Genomic DNA, 16,151 nt, shown 5'->3' with positions numbered 1-16,151 from the left:
TGCGTTGACGTGCAAAGATGTCAGCTGTCCAGTTGTTAGCGAACAATGCTTTTTCATTTGTACAGCGACCGGCATTGCATTGTGAAGCCCCGGTAATTCCGTCAGCGTGTCACATCACAATCCGGACCATGCGTTTTTGCTGGATCTTTCCCTGGTGGTTGTCGCGGATGAGTCGCGGATGATGCGCGCGCGTGCCCTCGAAGAGATATCTACTCGCGTAGATTTTTGCTCGGGGTAGGCTTGGGCCACCGCCTTACGCACCAGCACCACACCATCGGGAGTGCCAGTGGCACGCGTCGTAGTCGACGTCATGCTCAAGCCGGAGATCCTCGACCCCCAGGGCCAGGCGGTGCAGCGCGCACTGCCCCGTCTTGGTTTCGAGGGCATCGCCGACGTCCGTCAGGGCAAGCGCTTTGAACTCGAAGTGGAGGGCCCCGTCGACGACGCCGCCCTCGCCCGTATCCACGAGATCGCCGAAACCTTCCTCGCGAACACCGTGATCGAGGACTTCGATGTGAAGGTCGAGGCCGCCGAGGCCGACGCCGCCGCAAAGGCGGAGTCGTGACCGCACGCGTCGGAGTCGTCACTTTCCCGGGAACCCTCGACGACCGCGACACCCAGCGCGCGGTCCGTACCGCCGGTCTCGAAGCCGTACCGCTGTGGCACCGCGACAAGGACCTCAAGCAGGTCGACGCGGTGATCCTGCCGGGCGGCTTCTCCTACGGCGACTATCTGCGAGCCGGAGCGATCTCCCGCTTCTCCCCGGTAATGGAGACCGTCATCGCCCAGGCGAAGGCGGGTATGCCGGTGCTTGGCATCTGCAATGGGTTCCAGGTTCTCACCGAGACCCATCTGCTCCCCGGTGCGATGCTGCGCAACAACCATCTGCACTTCATCTGCCGCGACCAGAAGTTGCGAGTGGAAAACGCGGAGACGGCCTGGACCCGCTCGTACGAGCAGGGCCAGGAGATCAGCATCCCGCTGAAGAACATCGACGGCCGCTATGTCGCCGACGAGCGCGTCCTCGATGAACTCGAGGCCGAGGGGCGCGTCGTCTTCCGCTATCAGGAGCTGAACCCCAACGGCTCCCTGCGCGACATCGCCGGGATCTCCAATGCGGAGGGCAATGTCGTCGGCCTCATGCCGCACCCCGAGCACGCCGTCGAGCCGCTGATCGGCACCGGTCGCACCGATGGGCTCGGCTTCTTCACCTCGATCCTCAAGAGGCTGGTCAGCGCATGACCCTGGACACCACGAAGCACGCCGCCCAGACCCCGGACACCGCGCAGCCCTGGGCCGAGCTGGGACTGAAGCAGGACGAGTACGAGCGCATCCGCGCCATCCTGGGCCGCCGGCCCACCGGCGCCGAGCTGGCCATGTACTCCGTCATGTGGTCCGAGCACTGCTCGTACAAGTCGAGCAAGGTCCATCTGCGGCAGTTCGGCGAGAAGGCCCCGGAGACCGACGCCCTGCTCGTCGGCATAGGCGAGAACGCGGGCGTGGTCGACGTCGGCCAGGGGTACGCGGTCACCTTCAAGGTCGAGTCGCACAACCACCCGTCGTACGTCGAGCCCTACCAGGGCGCGGCCACCGGCGTCGGCGGCATCGTCCGCGACATCCTCGCGATGGGCGCCCGCCCGGTCGCCGTCATGGACCCGCTGCGCTTCGGCGCCGCCGACCACCCCGACACCAAGCGGGTGCTGCCCGGTGTCGTCGCGGGCATCGGCGGCTACGGCAACTGCCTGGGCCTGCCCAACATCGGCGGCGAGGTCGTCTTCGACGCCTGCTACCAGGGGAACCCGCTGGTCAACGCCCTGTGCGTGGGCGTCATGAAGCACGAGGACATCCACCTGGCCAAGGCGTCCGGCACGGGCAACAAGGTCATCCTCTACGGCGCCCGCACCGGCGGCGACGGCATCGGCGGCGTCTCCGTGCTCGCCTCCGAGACGTTCGATGACTCGAAGCCCGCGAAGCGCCCCGCCGTCCAGGTCGGCGACCCGTTCCAGGAGAAGCTGCTCATCGAGTGCACCCTGGAGATCTTCAAGGAAGACCTGGTCGAGGGCATCCAGGACCTCGGCGGCGCCGGTCTTTCCTGCGCCACCAGCGAGCTGGCCAGCGCCGGCTCCGGCGGTATGCGCGTCGAACTCGACACCGTGCCGCTGCGCGACTCCTCGCTCTCCCCCGAGGAGATCCTGATGAGCGAGTCGCAGGAGCGCATGTGCGCGATCGTGACGCCGGAGAAGGCCGACCGCTTCCTGGAGATCTGCGAGAAGTGGGACGTCATCGCCACCGTGATCGGTGAGGTCACCGACGGGGAGCGGCTGGAGATCTTCTGGCACGGCGAGCAGATCGTGGACGTGCCGCCGCGCACCGTCGCCCATGAGGGCCCGGTGTACGAGCGCCCCTACGCCCGCCCCGACTGGCAGGACACCCTCCAGGCCGACGACGCGGGCAAGCTGCCCCGTCCGGCCACCGCGGACGAGCTGCGCGAGCAGGTGCTGCGCGTGATCTCCGCCCCGAACCAGGCGTCCAAGTCCTGGGTCACCGACCAGTACGACCGCTTCGTGCAGGGCAACACGGTCCTCGCCCAGCCCGAGGACTCCGGCATGGTGCGGGTCGACGAGGAGACCGGGCTCGGCGTCGCCGTCGCCACCGACGGCAACGGCCGCTACGCCAAGCTCGACCCGTACGCGGGCGCGCAGCTCGCCCTCGCCGAGTCGTACCGCAACGTCGCCGCGTCCGGCGCCAAGCCGCTCGCGATCTCCAACTGCCTCAACTTCGGCTCGCCGGAGGACCCCGCGGTCATGTGGCAGTTCGCGGAGGCCACCCGCGGCCTGGCCGACGGCTGCCAGACCCTGGGCACCCCGGTGACCGGCGGCAATGTCTCCCTCTACAACCAGACCGGGGAGACCGCCATCCACCCGACGCCCGTCGTCGCCGTGCTCGGCGTGATCGACGACGTCGCGCGGCGCACGCCGATGGCGTTCGCCGAGGAGGGCCAGCTGCTGTACCTGCTCGGCGACACCGCCGAGGAACTGGGCGGCTCGGCCTGGTCGCAGGTCGTCCACGACCACCTGGGCGGGCTGCCGCCCAAGGTGGACCTGGAGCGTGAGCGGCTGCTCGCCGAGATCCTGATCTCGGCCTCCCGCGACGGCATGGTGGACGCGGCCCACGACCTGTCCGACGGCGGCCTGATCCAGGCCGTGACGGAGTCGTGCCTGCGCGGCGGCAAGGGCGCCCGGATCGTCGTCCCCGACGGCACGGACCCCTTCGTGCTGCTGTTCTCCGAGTCCGCCGGCCGGGCCGTGGTGTCCGTCCCGCGCAGCGAGGAGATCCGCTTCAACGACATGTGCGGGGCGCGCGGGCTTCCCGCGACCCGGATCGGTGTCGTGGACGGCGAGACGATCGACGTCCAGGGCCAGTTCTCGATCCCGCTGGCGGAGCTGCGGGAGTCCTACGAGGCGACCATCCCGGGCCTGCTGGCCTGAGCGCACGTCGCGTGGCCCCGCCCCGGTGGGCGGGGCCACGCGCATGCTCCGGGGTCACTTCCCCCAGAAGGCGTCGGCGGCGTCGATGTCCTCGACGCACTGGTCGATGTCGGTGATCTTCCCGCCGACGATGGTGAAGAACAGCCCGGTCTTCATGTCCATCGTGCGGTTGCCGCGCTCGGCACGGCAGCGGTGACCGGAGATCACATGCCCGCGCCCGTCGGGCATCACCGACTCCACATCGACCCGCAGCGTGCCGCCGGTCTCCTCGTACTCGGTGCGGTACAGCTGCATACACGCGTCCCGGCCCTTGTGGTGTCCGGAGAGCATGTTGTCACCGGGCACATGCTGGACGACGTCCGCCGTCAGCAGCGTGGCGAGGGTGTCCAGGTCACCTTGCTGGAACGCGGTGCACGCACGGCGCACCACGGCGGCATCGGGGTGCTCGCCCATGGTCATTCACACCTTTCGTGCCAATAGATAACTCTCTATCCTCTTTCTCCCATCCTCCGTCCAGCCCGTCCGGCTGTCGATAGGCTCGGCGCCATGCCGCCCCGTGCCCGCGCCCGTCGTTACGACCCCGCCAAGACCCGCGCCGCCGTGACCGCGCAGCAGCGGCACGTCCAGGAGGCGGTGCGAGGGCTGGACGAGGAGCGGCTCGGGGCGCCCACCCGGGTCGGCGGCCGGTCGGTCCGCGAGCTGATCGCGCAGCTGCCGACCGCGGCCGACGAGGACGACGTCCTGGTCACCCGCTGCGTCGAGCTGGTCGTCCACAGCGACGATCTGGCGGCGGCCACGGGAGTGGCCGTGCCGTACGACCGCCAGGCGCTGGCCACCGCCGTCCGGTCGCTGGCCGACGGGCTCGCGGCGAAGGCGCCCGGCGGGTCGGTCGAGCTGCGCATCCCGCCGTTCGCCGTCGTGCAGTGCGTGGAGGGGCCGCGGCACACCCGCGGCACGCCGCCGAACGTCGTCGAGACGGACCCGCTGACCTGGGTCCGGCTGGCCACCGGACGGATCGGCTGGGCCGAGGCGCTGGAGGCCGGTGAGGTGACGGCGAGCGGCGAGCGCGCCGACCTCGCCGCGCACCTCCCCGTGCTCGGCGGGAGCCGTGGCGACACGGCGCTGCGCCAGGTGTGATCCATGCCCCAGCCATGCATGTCCATGACTGGCCGGAAGTCGCCGTACGCAGGCCGGATCCGGGATCGGGGGCGGCCGGGAGCGGGCGTCGCGAGATGTGACATACGCCCCCCATCGGGTCCCTCGTTCGGACGCACCGCGGAACTGGCCTAGACTCGATGCCGTGCCACGTGGTGACGGACGACTCAGCCACGACCTGCTCCCCGGCGAGAAGGGCCCCCAGGACGCTTGTGGCGTCTTCGGAGTCTGGGCGCCGGGCGAAGAGGTCGCCAAACTCACCTATTTCGGGCTGTACGCGCTGCAGCACCGCGGTCAGGAATCCGCGGGCATCGCAGTGAGCAACGGCTCCCAGATCCTCGTCTTCAAGGACATGGGCCTGGTCTCACAAGTCTTCGACGAGACCTCCCTCGGCTCCCTGCTGGGCCACATCGCGGTCGGTCATGCCCGCTACTCCACCACCGGAGCCTCGGTGTGGGAGAACGCGCAGCCGACCTTCCGGGCGACCGCCCATGGCTCGATCGCGCTGGGCCACAACGGGAACCTGGTCAACACCGCCGAGCTGGCGGAGCTGGTCGAGGCCCTGCCCAGGGACAAGGGCCGCGCCACCCAGGTCGCGGCGACCAACGACACCGACCTGATCACCGCCCTCCTCGCGGGGCAGGTCGACGAGGACGGCAAGCCGCTGACCGTCGAGCAGGCCGCTCCGATCGTGCTGCCGAAGGTCAAGGGCGCTTTCAGCCTCTGCTTCATGGACGAGCACACGCTGTACGCCGCCCGGGACCCCCAGGGCGTCCGCCCGCTGGTGCTCGGCCGCCTGGAGCGCGGCTGGGTGGTGGCGTCGGAGACGGCGGCCCTCGACATCGTGGGCGCGTCCTTCATCCGGGAGATCGAGCCCGGCGAGATGGTCGCGATCGACGAGAACGGCCTGCGGTCCACGACGTTCGCCGCCGCCCGGCCCAAGGGCTGCGTCTTCGAGTACGTGTACCTGGCGCGCCCCGACACCGACATCGCGGGCCGCAACGTCTACCTCTCCCGCGTCGAGATGGGCCGCCGGCTGGCCAAGGAGTCCCCGGCCGACGCCGACCTCGTCATAGCGACACCGGAGTCCGGCACCCCGGCCGCCGTCGGGTACGCCGAGGCGAGCGGGATCCCGTACGGCTCCGGGCTGGTCAAGAACAGCTACGTCGGCCGGACCTTCATCCAGCCCTCGCAGACCATCCGGCAGCTCGGCATCCGGCTCAAGCTGAACCCCCTCAAGGAGGTCATCCGGGGCAAGCGGCTGGTGGTCGTGGACGACTCGATCGTCCGCGGCAACACCCAGCGGGCCCTGGTGCGGATGCTCCGCGAGGCCGGTGCGCTCGAGGTGCACATCCGGATCAGCAGCCCGCCCATCAAGTGGCCCTGCTTCTTCGGCATCGACTTCGCGACCCGCGCCGAGCTGATCGCCAACGGGCTGTCGACCGAGGAGATCGGCAAGTCGCTGGGCGCCGACTCCCTGGCGTACATCTCCACGGACGGCATGATCGAGGCGACCACGATCGCCAAGCCGAATCTGTGCCGCGCCTGCTTCGACGGCGAGTACCCGATGGACCTGCCGGACCCGGAGCTGCTGGGCAAGCATCTGCTGGAGTCGGAGACGCAGGCCCCGAGCAGTGCCGACGCCGACGGCGTGCGGACGCTGACCGCCGGTGTCGGCGGCGCGGACGCGCTCCGCCGCCCGTAGGCCCGTAGCCCCCGGGGCACCCGGCCCTCGTACGCGCTACCCGAAACGAAAGAACTCAAGGTCATGTCTGAGTCCACTGGTGCCAGCTACGCCGCCGCGGGCGTCGACATCGAGGCGGGCGACCGCGCCGTCGAGCTGATGAAGGAGTGGGTCAAGAAGGCGTCCCGCCCCGAGGTCGTGGGCGGCCTCGGCGGTTTCGCGGGCCTCTTCGACGCCTCCGCGCTCGCCCGCTACCGGCGCCCGCTGCTGGCGTCCGCGACCGACGGCGTGGGCACCAAGGTGGACATCGCCCGGCGGATGGGCGTGTACGACACGGTCGGCCACGACCTGGTCGGCATGGTCGTGGACGACCTGGTGGTGTGCGGCGCCGAGCCGCTGTTCATGACCGACTACATCTGCGTCGGCAAGGTCCACCCGGAGCGGGTCGCCGCCCTCGTCAAGGGCATCGCCGAGGGCTGTTCCCTCGCGGGCTGCGCGCTGGTCGGCGGCGAGACCGCCGAGCACCCGGGCCTGCTGGGCGCCGATGACTTCGACGTCGCCGGGGCCGGTACGGGCGTGGTCGAGGCGGACCAGGTGCTGGGCGCGGACCGCATCCGTACGGGGGACGCGGTGATCGCCATGGCCTCGTCCGGACTTCACTCGAACGGGTACTCGCTCGTCCGCCATGTGCTCTTCGACCGGGCCGGCTGGGCGCTGGACCGCGAGGTGCCGGAGCTGGGCCGGACGGTGGGGGAGGAGCTGCTGGAGCCGACCCGGATCTACTCGCTGGACTGCCTCGCGCTCACCCGGACGACCGAGGTGCACGCCTTCTCGCACATCACCGGCGGCGGGCTCGCCAACAACCTGGCCCGGGTCGTCCCGGAGGACTTGCGGGCGGTGGTGGACCGCTCGACCTGGACCCCCGGCGCGATCTTCGACCTGGTGGGGAAGCTCGGCTCGGTCGAGCGGCTGGAGCTGGAGAAGACCCTCAACATGGGCGTCGGCATGATGGCCGTCGTGCCGGGCGAGTCGGTGGACGCCGCCCTCACGACCCTGGCGGACCGCGGGGTGCACGCCTGGGTCAGCGGTGAGATCACCGACGTCAAGGCAGGTGACACGGAAGCGGTGACGCTGACCGGTGACTACGCGAGCTGAGTCGGCCGCGCCCGGCGCGCGGACAGCACAGAAGCCGGTCCGAGGCGGGTGCCCCGGACCGGCAGAGGTGCGGCGATTGCCGAGCGCCTTGAACGGGTCGTTCAGGCGCGGCGACGCTGCGCGGACGGATCGGACCGGTCGTCGTCCTCGTCGTCATCGTCGTTGTACAGATCCGCGTACTGTGCGTACGGGTCATCGTCCAGCTCATCGTCCTCGAACGGCTCGCCATTCGGCGGCTGGCTCGATGTCGATGCGCCCAGCTCCTCGGCCAGGCGTGAGAGGTCCGTCCCACCGCTGTTGTACTTCAGCTGGCGGGCGACCTTCGTCTGCTTGGCCTTGGCCCGGCCGCGCCCCATGGCTCGACCCCCTCAACGACGGGGCTCGACGGCCCCAGAGTCTTGACACGCGTTCACGTTCATGAATCGGAGCGGACTCCCCAAAGAGAACCCGGTCCGTAGGGCTTCAACGGTACCTGCTTCTGTGGCCATACGGTACGTCGCCCACACGACGTGCCACGAGGCAGAACCCGCGGGGCGCCCCGTCCCCGCTGGTCAGCTGCGATTTTAACCTGTCTCAGGGGCCGACCCGCCGACGGGCCGTGAGGGATCTCTCGCCGAGGTGCCCCTCACCGGCCGGTACGGCCCGCTCCGAAGGGGATTTGCGGCCCCCGAACGGCCTGTCGCGGGGGCTCTCCGCGTCGATCCGGGGTCGGTCCGGCGCCGTTCCGGCATCGGACGAGCGTCGCCCGGGCGGCGCCCGAGCGACGCCCGGGTGTCCCCCGGGCGGCGCTCAGGCAGTGCTCAGGCGGCACTCAGATGACACTCATGCGGCGTCGTGACCCTCCGCCATCCGGTGTTCGGCGAGCCGGTCGGCGGCGGCCGCGGGCGGAATGCCATCGGTCCGTGCCCGATCAAAAATGGCCAAGGTCGTGTCAAAGATCTTTGACGCCTTGGCCTTGGCCCGCTCGAAGTCGAACCCGTGCAGTTCGTCCGCGACCTGGATCACTCCGCCCGCGTTCACCACGTAGTCCGGCGCGTAGAGGATCCCGCGGTCGGCGAGGTCCTTCTCGACGCCCGGGTGGGCGAGCTGGTTGTTGGCCGCGCCGCACACCACCTTCGCGGTGAGGGCGGGCACCGTGTCGTCGTCCAGCGCGCCGCCGAGCGCGCACGGCGCGTACACGTCGAGGTCCGCGCGGATCAGCGCACCGGTGTCCCGGACCGCCTCGATCCGGGGGTGGCGGGCGAGCACCCGGTCGACCGACTCGGCGCGCACATCGGTGACGACGACCTCGGCGCCGTCCTCCAGCAGGTGCTCCACCAGGTGGTGGCCGACCTTGCCGACGCCCGCGATGCCGACCCGGCGGCCGCGCAGCGTGGGCGCGCCCCAGGAGGCCTGGGCGCTGGCCCGCATGCCCTGGAAGACTCCGTAGGCGGTCAGCACCGAGGAGTCGCCGGCGCCGCCGTTCTCGGGGGAGCGGCCGGTGGTCCAGGGGCACTCGCGGGCGACCACGTCCATGTCGGCGACGTAGGTGCCCACGTCGCAGGCGGTGACGTAGCGGCCGCCCAGGGAGGCCACGAAACGGCCGTAGGCGAGCAGCAGCGCTTCGGTCTTGATCTCTTCGGGATCGCCGAGGATCACGGCCTTGCCGCCGCCGTGGTCGAGCCCGGCCAGCGCGTTCTTGTAGGACATGCCGCGGGCGAGGTTGAGCGCGTCGAGGACCGCCGCTTCCTCGGGGTGCTCCTCGGCGCTGTAGGCGTGGAAACGGGTGCCGCCGAGCGCGGGGCCCAGGGCGGTCGAGTGGATCGCGATGACGGCCTTCAGGCCGCTCTCCCGGTCCTGGCACAGCAGGACCTGCTCATGGCCGCCCAGATCGGTGCGGAACAGTATCGAGAGGGGTGAGAGAGGGTTCGGCACGCGACTCTCCGTCGGACCGTCGACGCTGACGGTGTGACGTACGTCGGTCACGGTGGTGACTCCCATAGGTCGGGTAAGGCGCCCTCCGTGCTGGTGGGGAGGGCCGGTGGGCACGAGCGTAAGCCCTGGGAGGGCGCGGGAGCGGCCATGTCCCCGCCGAGTCCGCATGGTGGTCGTGGGACGATGCCGTGAGCAGGGGGTAGGCAACTCCTGGCGGTGGTTTCGGCCTTGAGGGAGCGCGTGTGACCTTGGCGTCTTCGGTGATTGTCCCATATACGGCGTATCTCCGCGTCTATGAGCCTCTGGCCGCTTTTCCCGAGCCGGAGCGCACGCACTGGGCGACCTATGCCAAGCGCGACGACCTCCCCAGCGCCCAGGACGAGCTGCGGCGCTCCCTGGCCGACCTGCTGCCGGTGCCGCCGGTGCCGGTTCCGGTGCACGAGAGCGCGGACGCCTTTGTGGCGGTCGTGGACGGCGTCACGTGCGTCTGTCCGTGGCGGACGCGGCTGCGCGGCTGGTTGGCCCTGGAAGAGCTGCCCGAGAGCCTTCCCGGCCCTCTCCTGGACGCCGCGCTGCCCCCCGTGGTGCGCCGGCAGGCCGCCTCGGACTACGAGCAGTGGCTGGAGCGCAACCCGGACGCCCGGCCGTGGATCCGCTCGGCGACCTGGCACGTCCCGGTCCGCTGGTTCGTCCTCTTCGCGGACGAGGAGCGCGAGTACACCAAGGGTGACGAGAGCCTCATCCTGCGCTACCGCACCCCGATGGTCCAGGCCAGGCGGCGGGTCGCGCGCGGGCTTAAGGTGCTCAAGGAGGCTCTCGGCGAGGGCCCGCTCATCGACGGCCTGGTGGACGTGGGCCGGTGGCTCGAGGAATTCCATCCGCGGTCGCTGGTCGAGCTGGACTACGGCGGTCTGGTGCACGTGCTGCCCGCCGGGCAGCTGGAGGACGACCGCTCGGCGGCGGATGTGGCGGAAGGGCTTGCGGCACTGAAGGACGGGGACGGGGAGCGCGCTGGCAGCGCGTACGAGCGGCTGACCGATCGGTGGAGCGAGGTCCGGGGTCGGCAGAACGCCAGCTGAGGCGGGCCGGGGCCGGTGAAGGTCCGGGAGAAGATCCCGGGAAAATCCGGGGAAGATCCGGGGAAGATCCGGGGAAAGCGGATCCATCGGGCGGCCGGGCGCGTCAGAGCCGGAGTGGGGGACGTAGGTCCCGATCCGGGCCATTGCGTCAATGGTGATCTAAAGCACTGACTTCGGGTCTTGCGGCAATCCCCCATCCTCGTGTCAAAATAGGACAAGGAGTCCGGGAAGTTCTCCTTCCGCCCAAGTATGGGCGGATTCATCGGTATTGCACTCCTTGGCGGATCTGATACCCCTGATCCTGTTGTGACTGATCGTCACGGCCGCGTGACTGTCCGTTATGGCATGGTCCATCGGCTTCCGTCGAGGTTGGACACCTGAGAGGGCAATTCCATCGGTTTGGCCGACGGGGCTGGACAGATGGTGTAGTTGTAGTGCCGAGGACAAGCCGTTCGTCCTATAACCGACTCGGCCCGCGTCCGCCATTTCGGGCAACGTGGGTCAAGGTGCAGAATTTAGAGGAAAGAACCGTGATGGTTCGGTTCTCCCGAGGAGGCCGCTCATGACCGCTCGCACCCCTGATGCCGAGCCGCTGCTGACCCCGGCTGAGGTTGCCACCATGTTCCGTGTGGACCCGAAGACGGTCACGCGCTGGGCCAAGGCTGGCAAGCTCACGTCCATCCGCACGCTCGGAGGGCACCGGCGCTACCGCGAAGCGGAGGTCCGCGCACTTCTGGCGGGCATCCCGCAGCAGCGCAGCGAGGCCTGAACAACCGCATAACCGGGCATATCCGGGCCCCCCAGCCCGGCTTTCGCCTGTATGGCTCCACCACGACGGGTGCCTGCCCCAACAGGCCATCACCGCTCGACATGGGTGCGTCGTCGATCGCGCTGGACTCCGCCGGGTCCAGCGCGATCTTTTTTATGCCCGCGTGACGGGTCCCCCGCGGGGTGTTCGGGACGGATCCGGACGGGGCCGAGGAGCGTCTTGACGGCCCGCGAGGGGTAGGGGACAGGGGGCGATCAGGTGGTCCGCGAATGGCCCGGACAGAGGGTGCAATTGCACATATTAAATTGACCTGTTGTGAGGCGGGTGTAAGTTACCCCACTCCCGGATCACCGCCGGTGACTCCCGTCACATAGTTCAACGCTTGTCGATTTCCCCGGAACTGCGGTAAGGGCTTACCGAGTTGATGATCCGTCGGAGTCCGCCCGTGGAGCCTCCCCGGCCGGTGGCCCGGCCGACGGCCCGGCGGGCGCTTGCTCCGCGGGCGGCGCGGGCTCCATCGCCAGCCGCAGCAGGCGATGGCAGACGGGGCAGTGCCGGGTGAAGTGGCGGTAGCCCGAGGCGGCCGCCAGATGGGCCCTCAGGAGCGCCCTGGTCTCATGTTTCGCGGTCGTCGTCATGTGCCCGCACCTCCCGGCCACCCCCACGCCACCTTTTAGTCTGGGTACCGCCGGGCGCGGGTGCCGTCAAGACGACCGAAGGCCCGGATCCTTGTGCGGATCCGGGCCTTCGGTCGTTTCTGCGGTCCTGACGGGATTTGAACCCGCGGCCTCCACCTTGACAGGGTGGCGAGCACTCCAAACTGCTCCACAGGACCATCAGTGACGCCCCACAGCCTGTTCACTGTGTGCCTCGCTGCTGTGCGTCACAGACTCTACAGCAGGTCAGGGGGTGCGGTCGAACTCGCGCCCGCCCGGCCCGTCCGGCGGTGCCGATGGCTATGGCGCCACCGCGTCGATGGCCTTCACGATGCGCTTGTCGGAGACCGGATAGGCCGTGCCCAGGGCGTGCGCGAAGTAGCTGACCCGCAGCTCCTCGATCATCCAGCGGATCTCCAGCGCCTCCGCGGGCACCGGGCGGCCCGCCGGGAACTGCTCCAGCAGCCAGGCGTACTCGTCCCGCATCTCCTTCACCTTCGCCATCCGGGTGCGGTCCCGCTCGGCGTTGGTGGGGAGCTGCTGGAGCCGCCGGTCCACGGCCACCAGATAGCGCATGAGGTCCGGGAGGCGGCGTACGCCGTGCGCGGTCACGAAGCCCGGCGTCATCAGCTCCGAGAGCTGCTCCCGGACGTCCGTGAGGGACGGCAGCAGCACCGGGCTCTTGATGCCCTTCAGCCGCCGCTCGCACGCCTGCCAGGCCGCCAGCACCTCCTGGACCTTCCGGACGGTGTCCAGCGTGGCGTCCGCGATGTCGGCCCGCACCGCGTCGAAGAGCTTGCGGAACGATTCCTCGTCCCACACCGGGCCGCCGCGCGCCGCGATGAGCCGGTCGGCGGCCGCGGAGACGCAGTCCTCGAAGAGCGCCGCGATGCTGCCGTGCGGGCTGCTGGAGAGCGCCAGCTTGGCCTGGTTGGTCAGCTTCCCCTGCGCGAACTTCGCCGGGTTGGACGGCAGCTGGAGCAGGATCAGCCGCCGGGTGCCCCGCCACATCGCCTGCCGCTGCTCGGGCTCGGTGTCGAAGAGCCGCAACGCCACCGACGCGCCCTCGTCCACCAGCGCCGGGTACGCCTTGACCGGCTGGCCGCCGCGGCGGGTCTCGAAGGTGCGCGGCAGGGAGCCTACGGTCCACGAGGTCAGCCCGCCGCGCTGCTCGATGCCGGCGGACTCCTTCGAGGACTCGAACGCCTTGGAGATCGCGGCCCGGGTCTTCGGCTTCAGCCGCTGCTTGAGCGCCTCCAGGTCCTTGTCCTCGGCGAGCTTGCGGCGCCGCTCGTCGACCACCCGGAAGGTGATCTTCAAATGCTCGGGGACCTTGGCCGGGTCCCAGTCCTCCGGCTCGATCCGCACCCCCACCATCCGGTGCAGCTCCCGGCCCAGCGCCGCCGTCAGCGGCTCCTGGAGCGGTACGGCGCCGTCCAGGAAGCGCTGGGCGTAGTTCGGCGCCGGGACGTAGTGGCGGCGCACCGGCTTGGGCAGCGACCGGATCAGCTCGGTGACCAGGTCCTCGCGCAGCCCGGGGATCTGCCAGTCGAAGCCGTCCGGGGTGACCTGGTTGAGCACCTGGAGCGGGATGTGGACGGTCACGCCGTCCGCGTCCGCCCCCGGCTCGAACTGGTACGTCACCCTGAACTTGAGCTTCCCCTGGCGCCAGGAGTCCGGATACGCGTCCTTGGAGACGCCCTGCGCCCGCTCGTTGATGAGCATCGACTTCTCGAAGTTGAGAAGCTCCGGCTCGTCCCGGCGCTTGTGCTTCCACCAGGAGTCGAAGTGGGCCCCCGACACCACGTGCTCGGGGATCCGCTGGTCGTAGAAGTCGAACAGCGTCTCGTCGTCCACCAGGATGTCGCGGCGCCGGGCGCGGTGCTCCAGCTCCTCCACCTCGCCCAGCAGCTTCCGGTTGTCGTGGAAGAACTGGTGGTGGGTGCGCCAGTCGCCCTCGACCAGGGCGTTGCGGATGAACAGGTCGCGGCTGGTCTCCGGGTCGATCCGGCCGTAGTTGACCTTCCGCTGGGCGACGATCGGGATGCCGTAGAGCGTGACCCGCTCGTACGCCATCACCGCGGCCTGCTTCTGCTCCCAGTGCGGCTCGCTGTAGGTGCGCTTGACCAGGTGCTGGGCCAGCGGCTCGATCCACTCCGGCTCGACCTTCGCGTTGACCCGTGCCCACAGCCGGGAGGTCTCGACCAGCTCCGCCGACATCACCCAGCGCGGCGGCTTCTTGAACAGCGCCGACCCGGGGAAGACGGCGAACTTGGCGCTGCGTGCGCCGAGGTACTCGTTCTTCGCGCTGTCCTTCCCACCCTCCCCCCCGGCGTTCTTGAGGCCCACGTGCGAGAGCAGCCCGGACAGCAGCGACTGGTGGACATGGTCCGGCGCCGCGTCCTGCTCGGACAGCTGGATGTCCATGGTCTTCGCGACCGTGCGCAGCTGGCTGTAGATGTCCTGCCACTCGCGTATGCGCAGGTAGTTGAGGTACTCATTGCGGCACATGCGGCGGAACGCGGACGAGGACAGCTCCTTCTGCCGCTCCCGGATGTATGTCCACAGGTTGAGGAAGGCCAGGAAGTCGCTCGACTCGTCCTTGAACCGGGCGTGCTGCTGATCCGCCTGCTGCTGCTTGTCGGAGGGGCGCTCGCGCGGGTCCTGGATGGACAGCGCCGCCGCGATCACCATGACCTCGCGGACGCAGCCGTTGCGGTCCGCCTCCAGCACCATCCGGGCCAGCCGCGGGTCCACCGGCAGCTGGGCCAGCTTCCGGCCCATCGGGGTGAGCCGCTTGCGCGGGTCCTTCTGCTTGCCGTCCAGCGCGTGCAGCTCCTCCAGGAGCTGGATGCCGTCCTTGATGTTGCGCCGGTCCGGCGGATCGATGAACGGGAACTTCTCGATGTCGCCGAGCCCCGCCGCGGTCATCTGGAGGATGACGGAGGCCAGGTTGGTACGGAGGATCTCGGCCTCCGTGAACTCCGGGCGGGTGAGGAAGTCGTCCTCGGAGTACAGCCGGACGCAGATGCCGTCGCTGGTCCGGCCGCAGCGGCCCTTGCGCTGGTTGGCGCTGGCCTGGGAGACCGGCTCGATGGGCAGCCGCTGGACCTTGGTGCGATGGCTGTAGCGGGAGATCCGGGCCGTGCCCGGGTCGATCACGTACCGGATGCCGGGGACGGTCAGCGAGGTCTCCGCGACGTTCGTGGCGAGGACGATCCGGCGGCCGCTGTGTCTCTGGAAGACCCGGTGCTGCTCGGCGTGCGACAGCCGGGCGTACAGCGGCAGCACGTCGGTGGACCGCAGCTGCTTCTTGTTCAGCGCGTCGGCCGTGTCGCGGATCTCCCGCTCGCCGGAGAGGAAGACCAGGATGTCGCCAGGACCCTCGGCCTGGAGCTCGTCCACCGCGTCGCAGATCGCGGTGATCTGGTCCCGGTCGCTGTCCTCGCCGCCCTCCTCCAGCAGCGGCCGGTAGCGCACCTCGACCGGGTACGTACGCCCGCTGACCTCGACGATCGGCGCGTCGCCGAAGTGGCGGGAGAAGCGCTCCGGGTCGATGGTCGCGGAGGTGATCACGACCTTGAGGTCGGGGCGGCGGGGGAGGAGCTGGGCCAGGTAGCCGAGCAGGAAGTCGATGTTGAGGCTGCGCTCATGGGCCTCGTCGATGATGATCGTGTCGTACTGGCGCAGCTCGCGGTCGGTCTGGATCTCGGCCAGCAGGATGCCGTCCGTCATCAGCTTGACGTGGGTGTCCTGGCTCACCTGATCGGTGAAGCGGACCTTCCAGCCGACGGACTCGCCGAGCGGCGTCCCGATCTCGTCCGCGATGCGCTCGGCCACGGTGCGCGCCGCGATCCGGCGGGGCTGCGTATGCCCGATCAGTCCCCTGACGCCGCGGCCCAGCTCCAGGCAGATCTTGGGGATCTGCGTGGTCTTCCCGGAGCCGGTCTCGCCCGCGACGATCACCACTTGGTGATCGCGGACGGCCGCGAGGATGTCGTCCTTCTTCTGGCTGACCGGCAGCTCTTCCGGATAGGTGACGTCCGGGACGGCGGCGCGGCGGTTCGCGACCCTCAGCTCGGCCCGCTCGACGTCCTCGGCGATCTCGCCGAGCACGGCCGCGCGGGCCTCGGGCTTGCGGATCCGGCGGACGCCGTCGAGCCGGCGCCCCAGCCGCTGCTGGTCGCGCAGCATCAGCTCGGGGAGCCGCTCCAGGAGGGCGGACAGGGCGGGGGCAGGAGTCGTGGACAT

Annotated in this window: 13 protein-coding genes and 1 tRNA gene; 8 read left to right on the top strand and 6 right to left on the bottom strand. The window is 69.8% G+C overall.

Annotation, left to right across the window (positions count from 1 at the left end; genetic code table 11):
• Window positions 1-286 precede the first annotated feature (286 nt).
• From purS to purL, 3 genes are read left to right on the top strand one after another with little or no spacing between them, the layout of a single operon-like run.
• Complete coding sequence (gene purS / locus LCH29_RS28510) at window positions 287-565, top strand: phosphoribosylformylglycinamidine synthase subunit PurS (protein WP_039938212.1); 279 nt, start codon at window positions 287-289, stop codon at window positions 563-565.
• Window positions 562-1,242 (top strand): phosphoribosylformylglycinamidine synthase subunit PurQ, encoded by a 681-nt coding sequence (gene purQ, locus LCH29_RS28505; protein WP_446464567.1) that lies wholly within the window; start codon window positions 562-564, stop codon window positions 1,240-1,242. The genes purS and purQ overlap by 4 nt, the downstream gene beginning before the upstream one ends.
• Window positions 1,239-3,488: a phosphoribosylformylglycinamidine synthase subunit PurL gene (purL, locus tag LCH29_RS28500; protein ID WP_446464566.1), complete on the top strand. Its 2,250-nt coding sequence runs from the start codon at window positions 1,239-1,241 to the stop codon at window positions 3,486-3,488. The genes purQ and purL overlap by 4 nt, the downstream gene beginning before the upstream one ends.
• A gap of 54 nt (window positions 3,489-3,542) precedes the next feature.
• On the opposite strand, the gene LCH29_RS28495 is transcribed toward purL, so the two are convergent.
• Window positions 3,543-3,941, bottom strand: coding sequence for a nuclear transport factor 2 family protein (locus tag LCH29_RS28495; RefSeq protein WP_446464565.1), 399 nt, complete (start codon window positions 3,939-3,941; stop codon window positions 3,543-3,545).
• Between the two features lie 93 nt (window positions 3,942-4,034).
• Here LCH29_RS28495 and LCH29_RS28490 point away from each other — a divergent pair, with 93 nt between their 5' ends.
• The 3 genes from LCH29_RS28490 to purM all read left to right on the top strand — a co-directional run bounded on the left by LCH29_RS28490 (window position 4,035) and on the right by purM (window position 7,482).
• Window positions 4,035-4,625 (top strand): sterol carrier family protein, encoded by a 591-nt coding sequence (locus LCH29_RS28490; RefSeq protein ID WP_446464564.1) that lies wholly within the window; start codon window positions 4,035-4,037, stop codon window positions 4,623-4,625.
• 163 nt (window positions 4,626-4,788) lie between these two features.
• Window positions 4,789-6,348, top strand: coding sequence for an amidophosphoribosyltransferase (purF, locus tag LCH29_RS28485; protein WP_446464563.1), 1,560 nt, complete (start codon window positions 4,789-4,791; stop codon window positions 6,346-6,348).
• A gap of 63 nt (window positions 6,349-6,411) precedes the next feature.
• Complete coding sequence (gene purM / locus LCH29_RS28480; RefSeq protein WP_446464562.1) at window positions 6,412-7,482, top strand: phosphoribosylformylglycinamidine cyclo-ligase; 1,071 nt, start codon at window positions 6,412-6,414, stop codon at window positions 7,480-7,482.
• Between the two features lie 101 nt (window positions 7,483-7,583).
• Here purM and LCH29_RS28475 read toward each other — a convergent pair whose 3' ends face one another.
• Window positions 7,584-7,838, bottom strand: coding sequence for a DUF3073 domain-containing protein (locus LCH29_RS28475; RefSeq protein WP_123100176.1), 255 nt, complete (start codon window positions 7,836-7,838; stop codon window positions 7,584-7,586).
• A gap of 466 nt (window positions 7,839-8,304) precedes the next feature.
• On the bottom strand, window positions 8,305-9,462 hold the full coding sequence (locus LCH29_RS28470) for a Leu/Phe/Val dehydrogenase (protein ID WP_039938210.1): 1,158 nt from the start codon (window positions 9,460-9,462) through the stop codon (window positions 8,305-8,307).
• Window positions 9,463-9,638: 176 nt separating this feature from the next.
• Between LCH29_RS28470 and LCH29_RS28465 the strand changes: the two genes are divergently transcribed.
• Together LCH29_RS28465 and bldC are read left to right on the top strand one after the other, a co-directional pair.
• Window positions 9,639-10,475, top strand: a complete 837-nt coding sequence (locus tag LCH29_RS28465) for a hypothetical protein (RefSeq protein ID WP_446464561.1) — start codon at window positions 9,639-9,641, stop codon at window positions 10,473-10,475.
• Window positions 10,476-11,037: 562 nt separating this feature from the next.
• Window positions 11,038-11,244 carry a developmental transcriptional regulator BldC gene (gene bldC, locus LCH29_RS28460; RefSeq protein WP_003949541.1) on the top strand — a complete coding sequence of 69 codons (207 nt, stop codon included), beginning with the start codon at window positions 11,038-11,040 and terminating at the stop codon, window positions 11,242-11,244.
• A 413-nt stretch (window positions 11,245-11,657) separates the two neighbouring features.
• Here the strand turns inward: bldC and LCH29_RS28455 are convergent, their stop codons facing one another.
• From LCH29_RS28455 to hrpA, 3 genes are all read right to left on the bottom strand, one after another.
• Window positions 11,658-11,882 carry a DUF6274 family protein gene (locus LCH29_RS28455; protein WP_446464560.1) on the bottom strand — a complete coding sequence of 75 codons (225 nt, stop codon included), beginning with the start codon at window positions 11,880-11,882 and terminating at the stop codon, window positions 11,658-11,660.
• A 122-nt stretch (window positions 11,883-12,004) separates the two neighbouring features.
• Window positions 12,005-12,079, bottom strand: a tRNA-Asp gene (locus tag LCH29_RS28450).
• Between the two features lie 121 nt (window positions 12,080-12,200).
• Entirely contained in the window at window positions 12,201-16,151 is a 3,951-nt protein-coding gene (hrpA, locus tag LCH29_RS28445; protein WP_446464559.1) for an ATP-dependent RNA helicase HrpA, read from the bottom strand.

This window comes from Streptomyces sp. BRA346, from assembly GCF_052851135.1.
This window is presented reverse-complemented; position numbering and strand designations above follow the sequence as displayed.

Bases quoted from the DNA above. Each gene is read 5' to 3' on its own strand.
- purL (WP_446464566.1), top strand. From the start codon at position 1,239: ATGACCCTGGACACCACGAAGCACGCCGCCCAGACCCCGGACACCGCG.
- LCH29_RS28495 (WP_446464565.1), bottom strand. From the start codon at position 3,941: ATGGGCGAGCACCCCGATGCCGCCGTGGTGCGCCGTGCGTGCACCGCG.
- LCH29_RS28490 (WP_446464564.1), top strand. From the start codon at position 4,035: ATGCCGCCCCGTGCCCGCGCCCGTCGTTACGACCCCGCCAAGACCCGC.
- purM (WP_446464562.1), top strand. From the start codon at position 6,412: ATGTCTGAGTCCACTGGTGCCAGCTACGCCGCCGCGGGCGTCGACATC.
- LCH29_RS28475 (WP_123100176.1), bottom strand. From the start codon at position 7,838: ATGGGGCGCGGCCGGGCCAAGGCCAAGCAGACGAAGGTCGCCCGCCAG.
- LCH29_RS28470 (WP_039938210.1), bottom strand. From the start codon at position 9,462: ATGGGAGTCACCACCGTGACCGACGTACGTCACACCGTCAGCGTCGAC.
- bldC (WP_003949541.1), top strand. From the start codon at position 11,038: ATGACCGCTCGCACCCCTGATGCCGAGCCGCTGCTGACCCCGGCTGAG.
- LCH29_RS28455 (WP_446464560.1), bottom strand. From the start codon at position 11,882: ATGACGACGACCGCGAAACATGAGACCAGGGCGCTCCTGAGGGCCCAT.
- hrpA (WP_446464559.1), bottom strand. From the start codon at position 16,151: ATGTCCACGACTCCTGCCCCCGCCCTGTCCGCCCTCCTGGAGCGGCTC.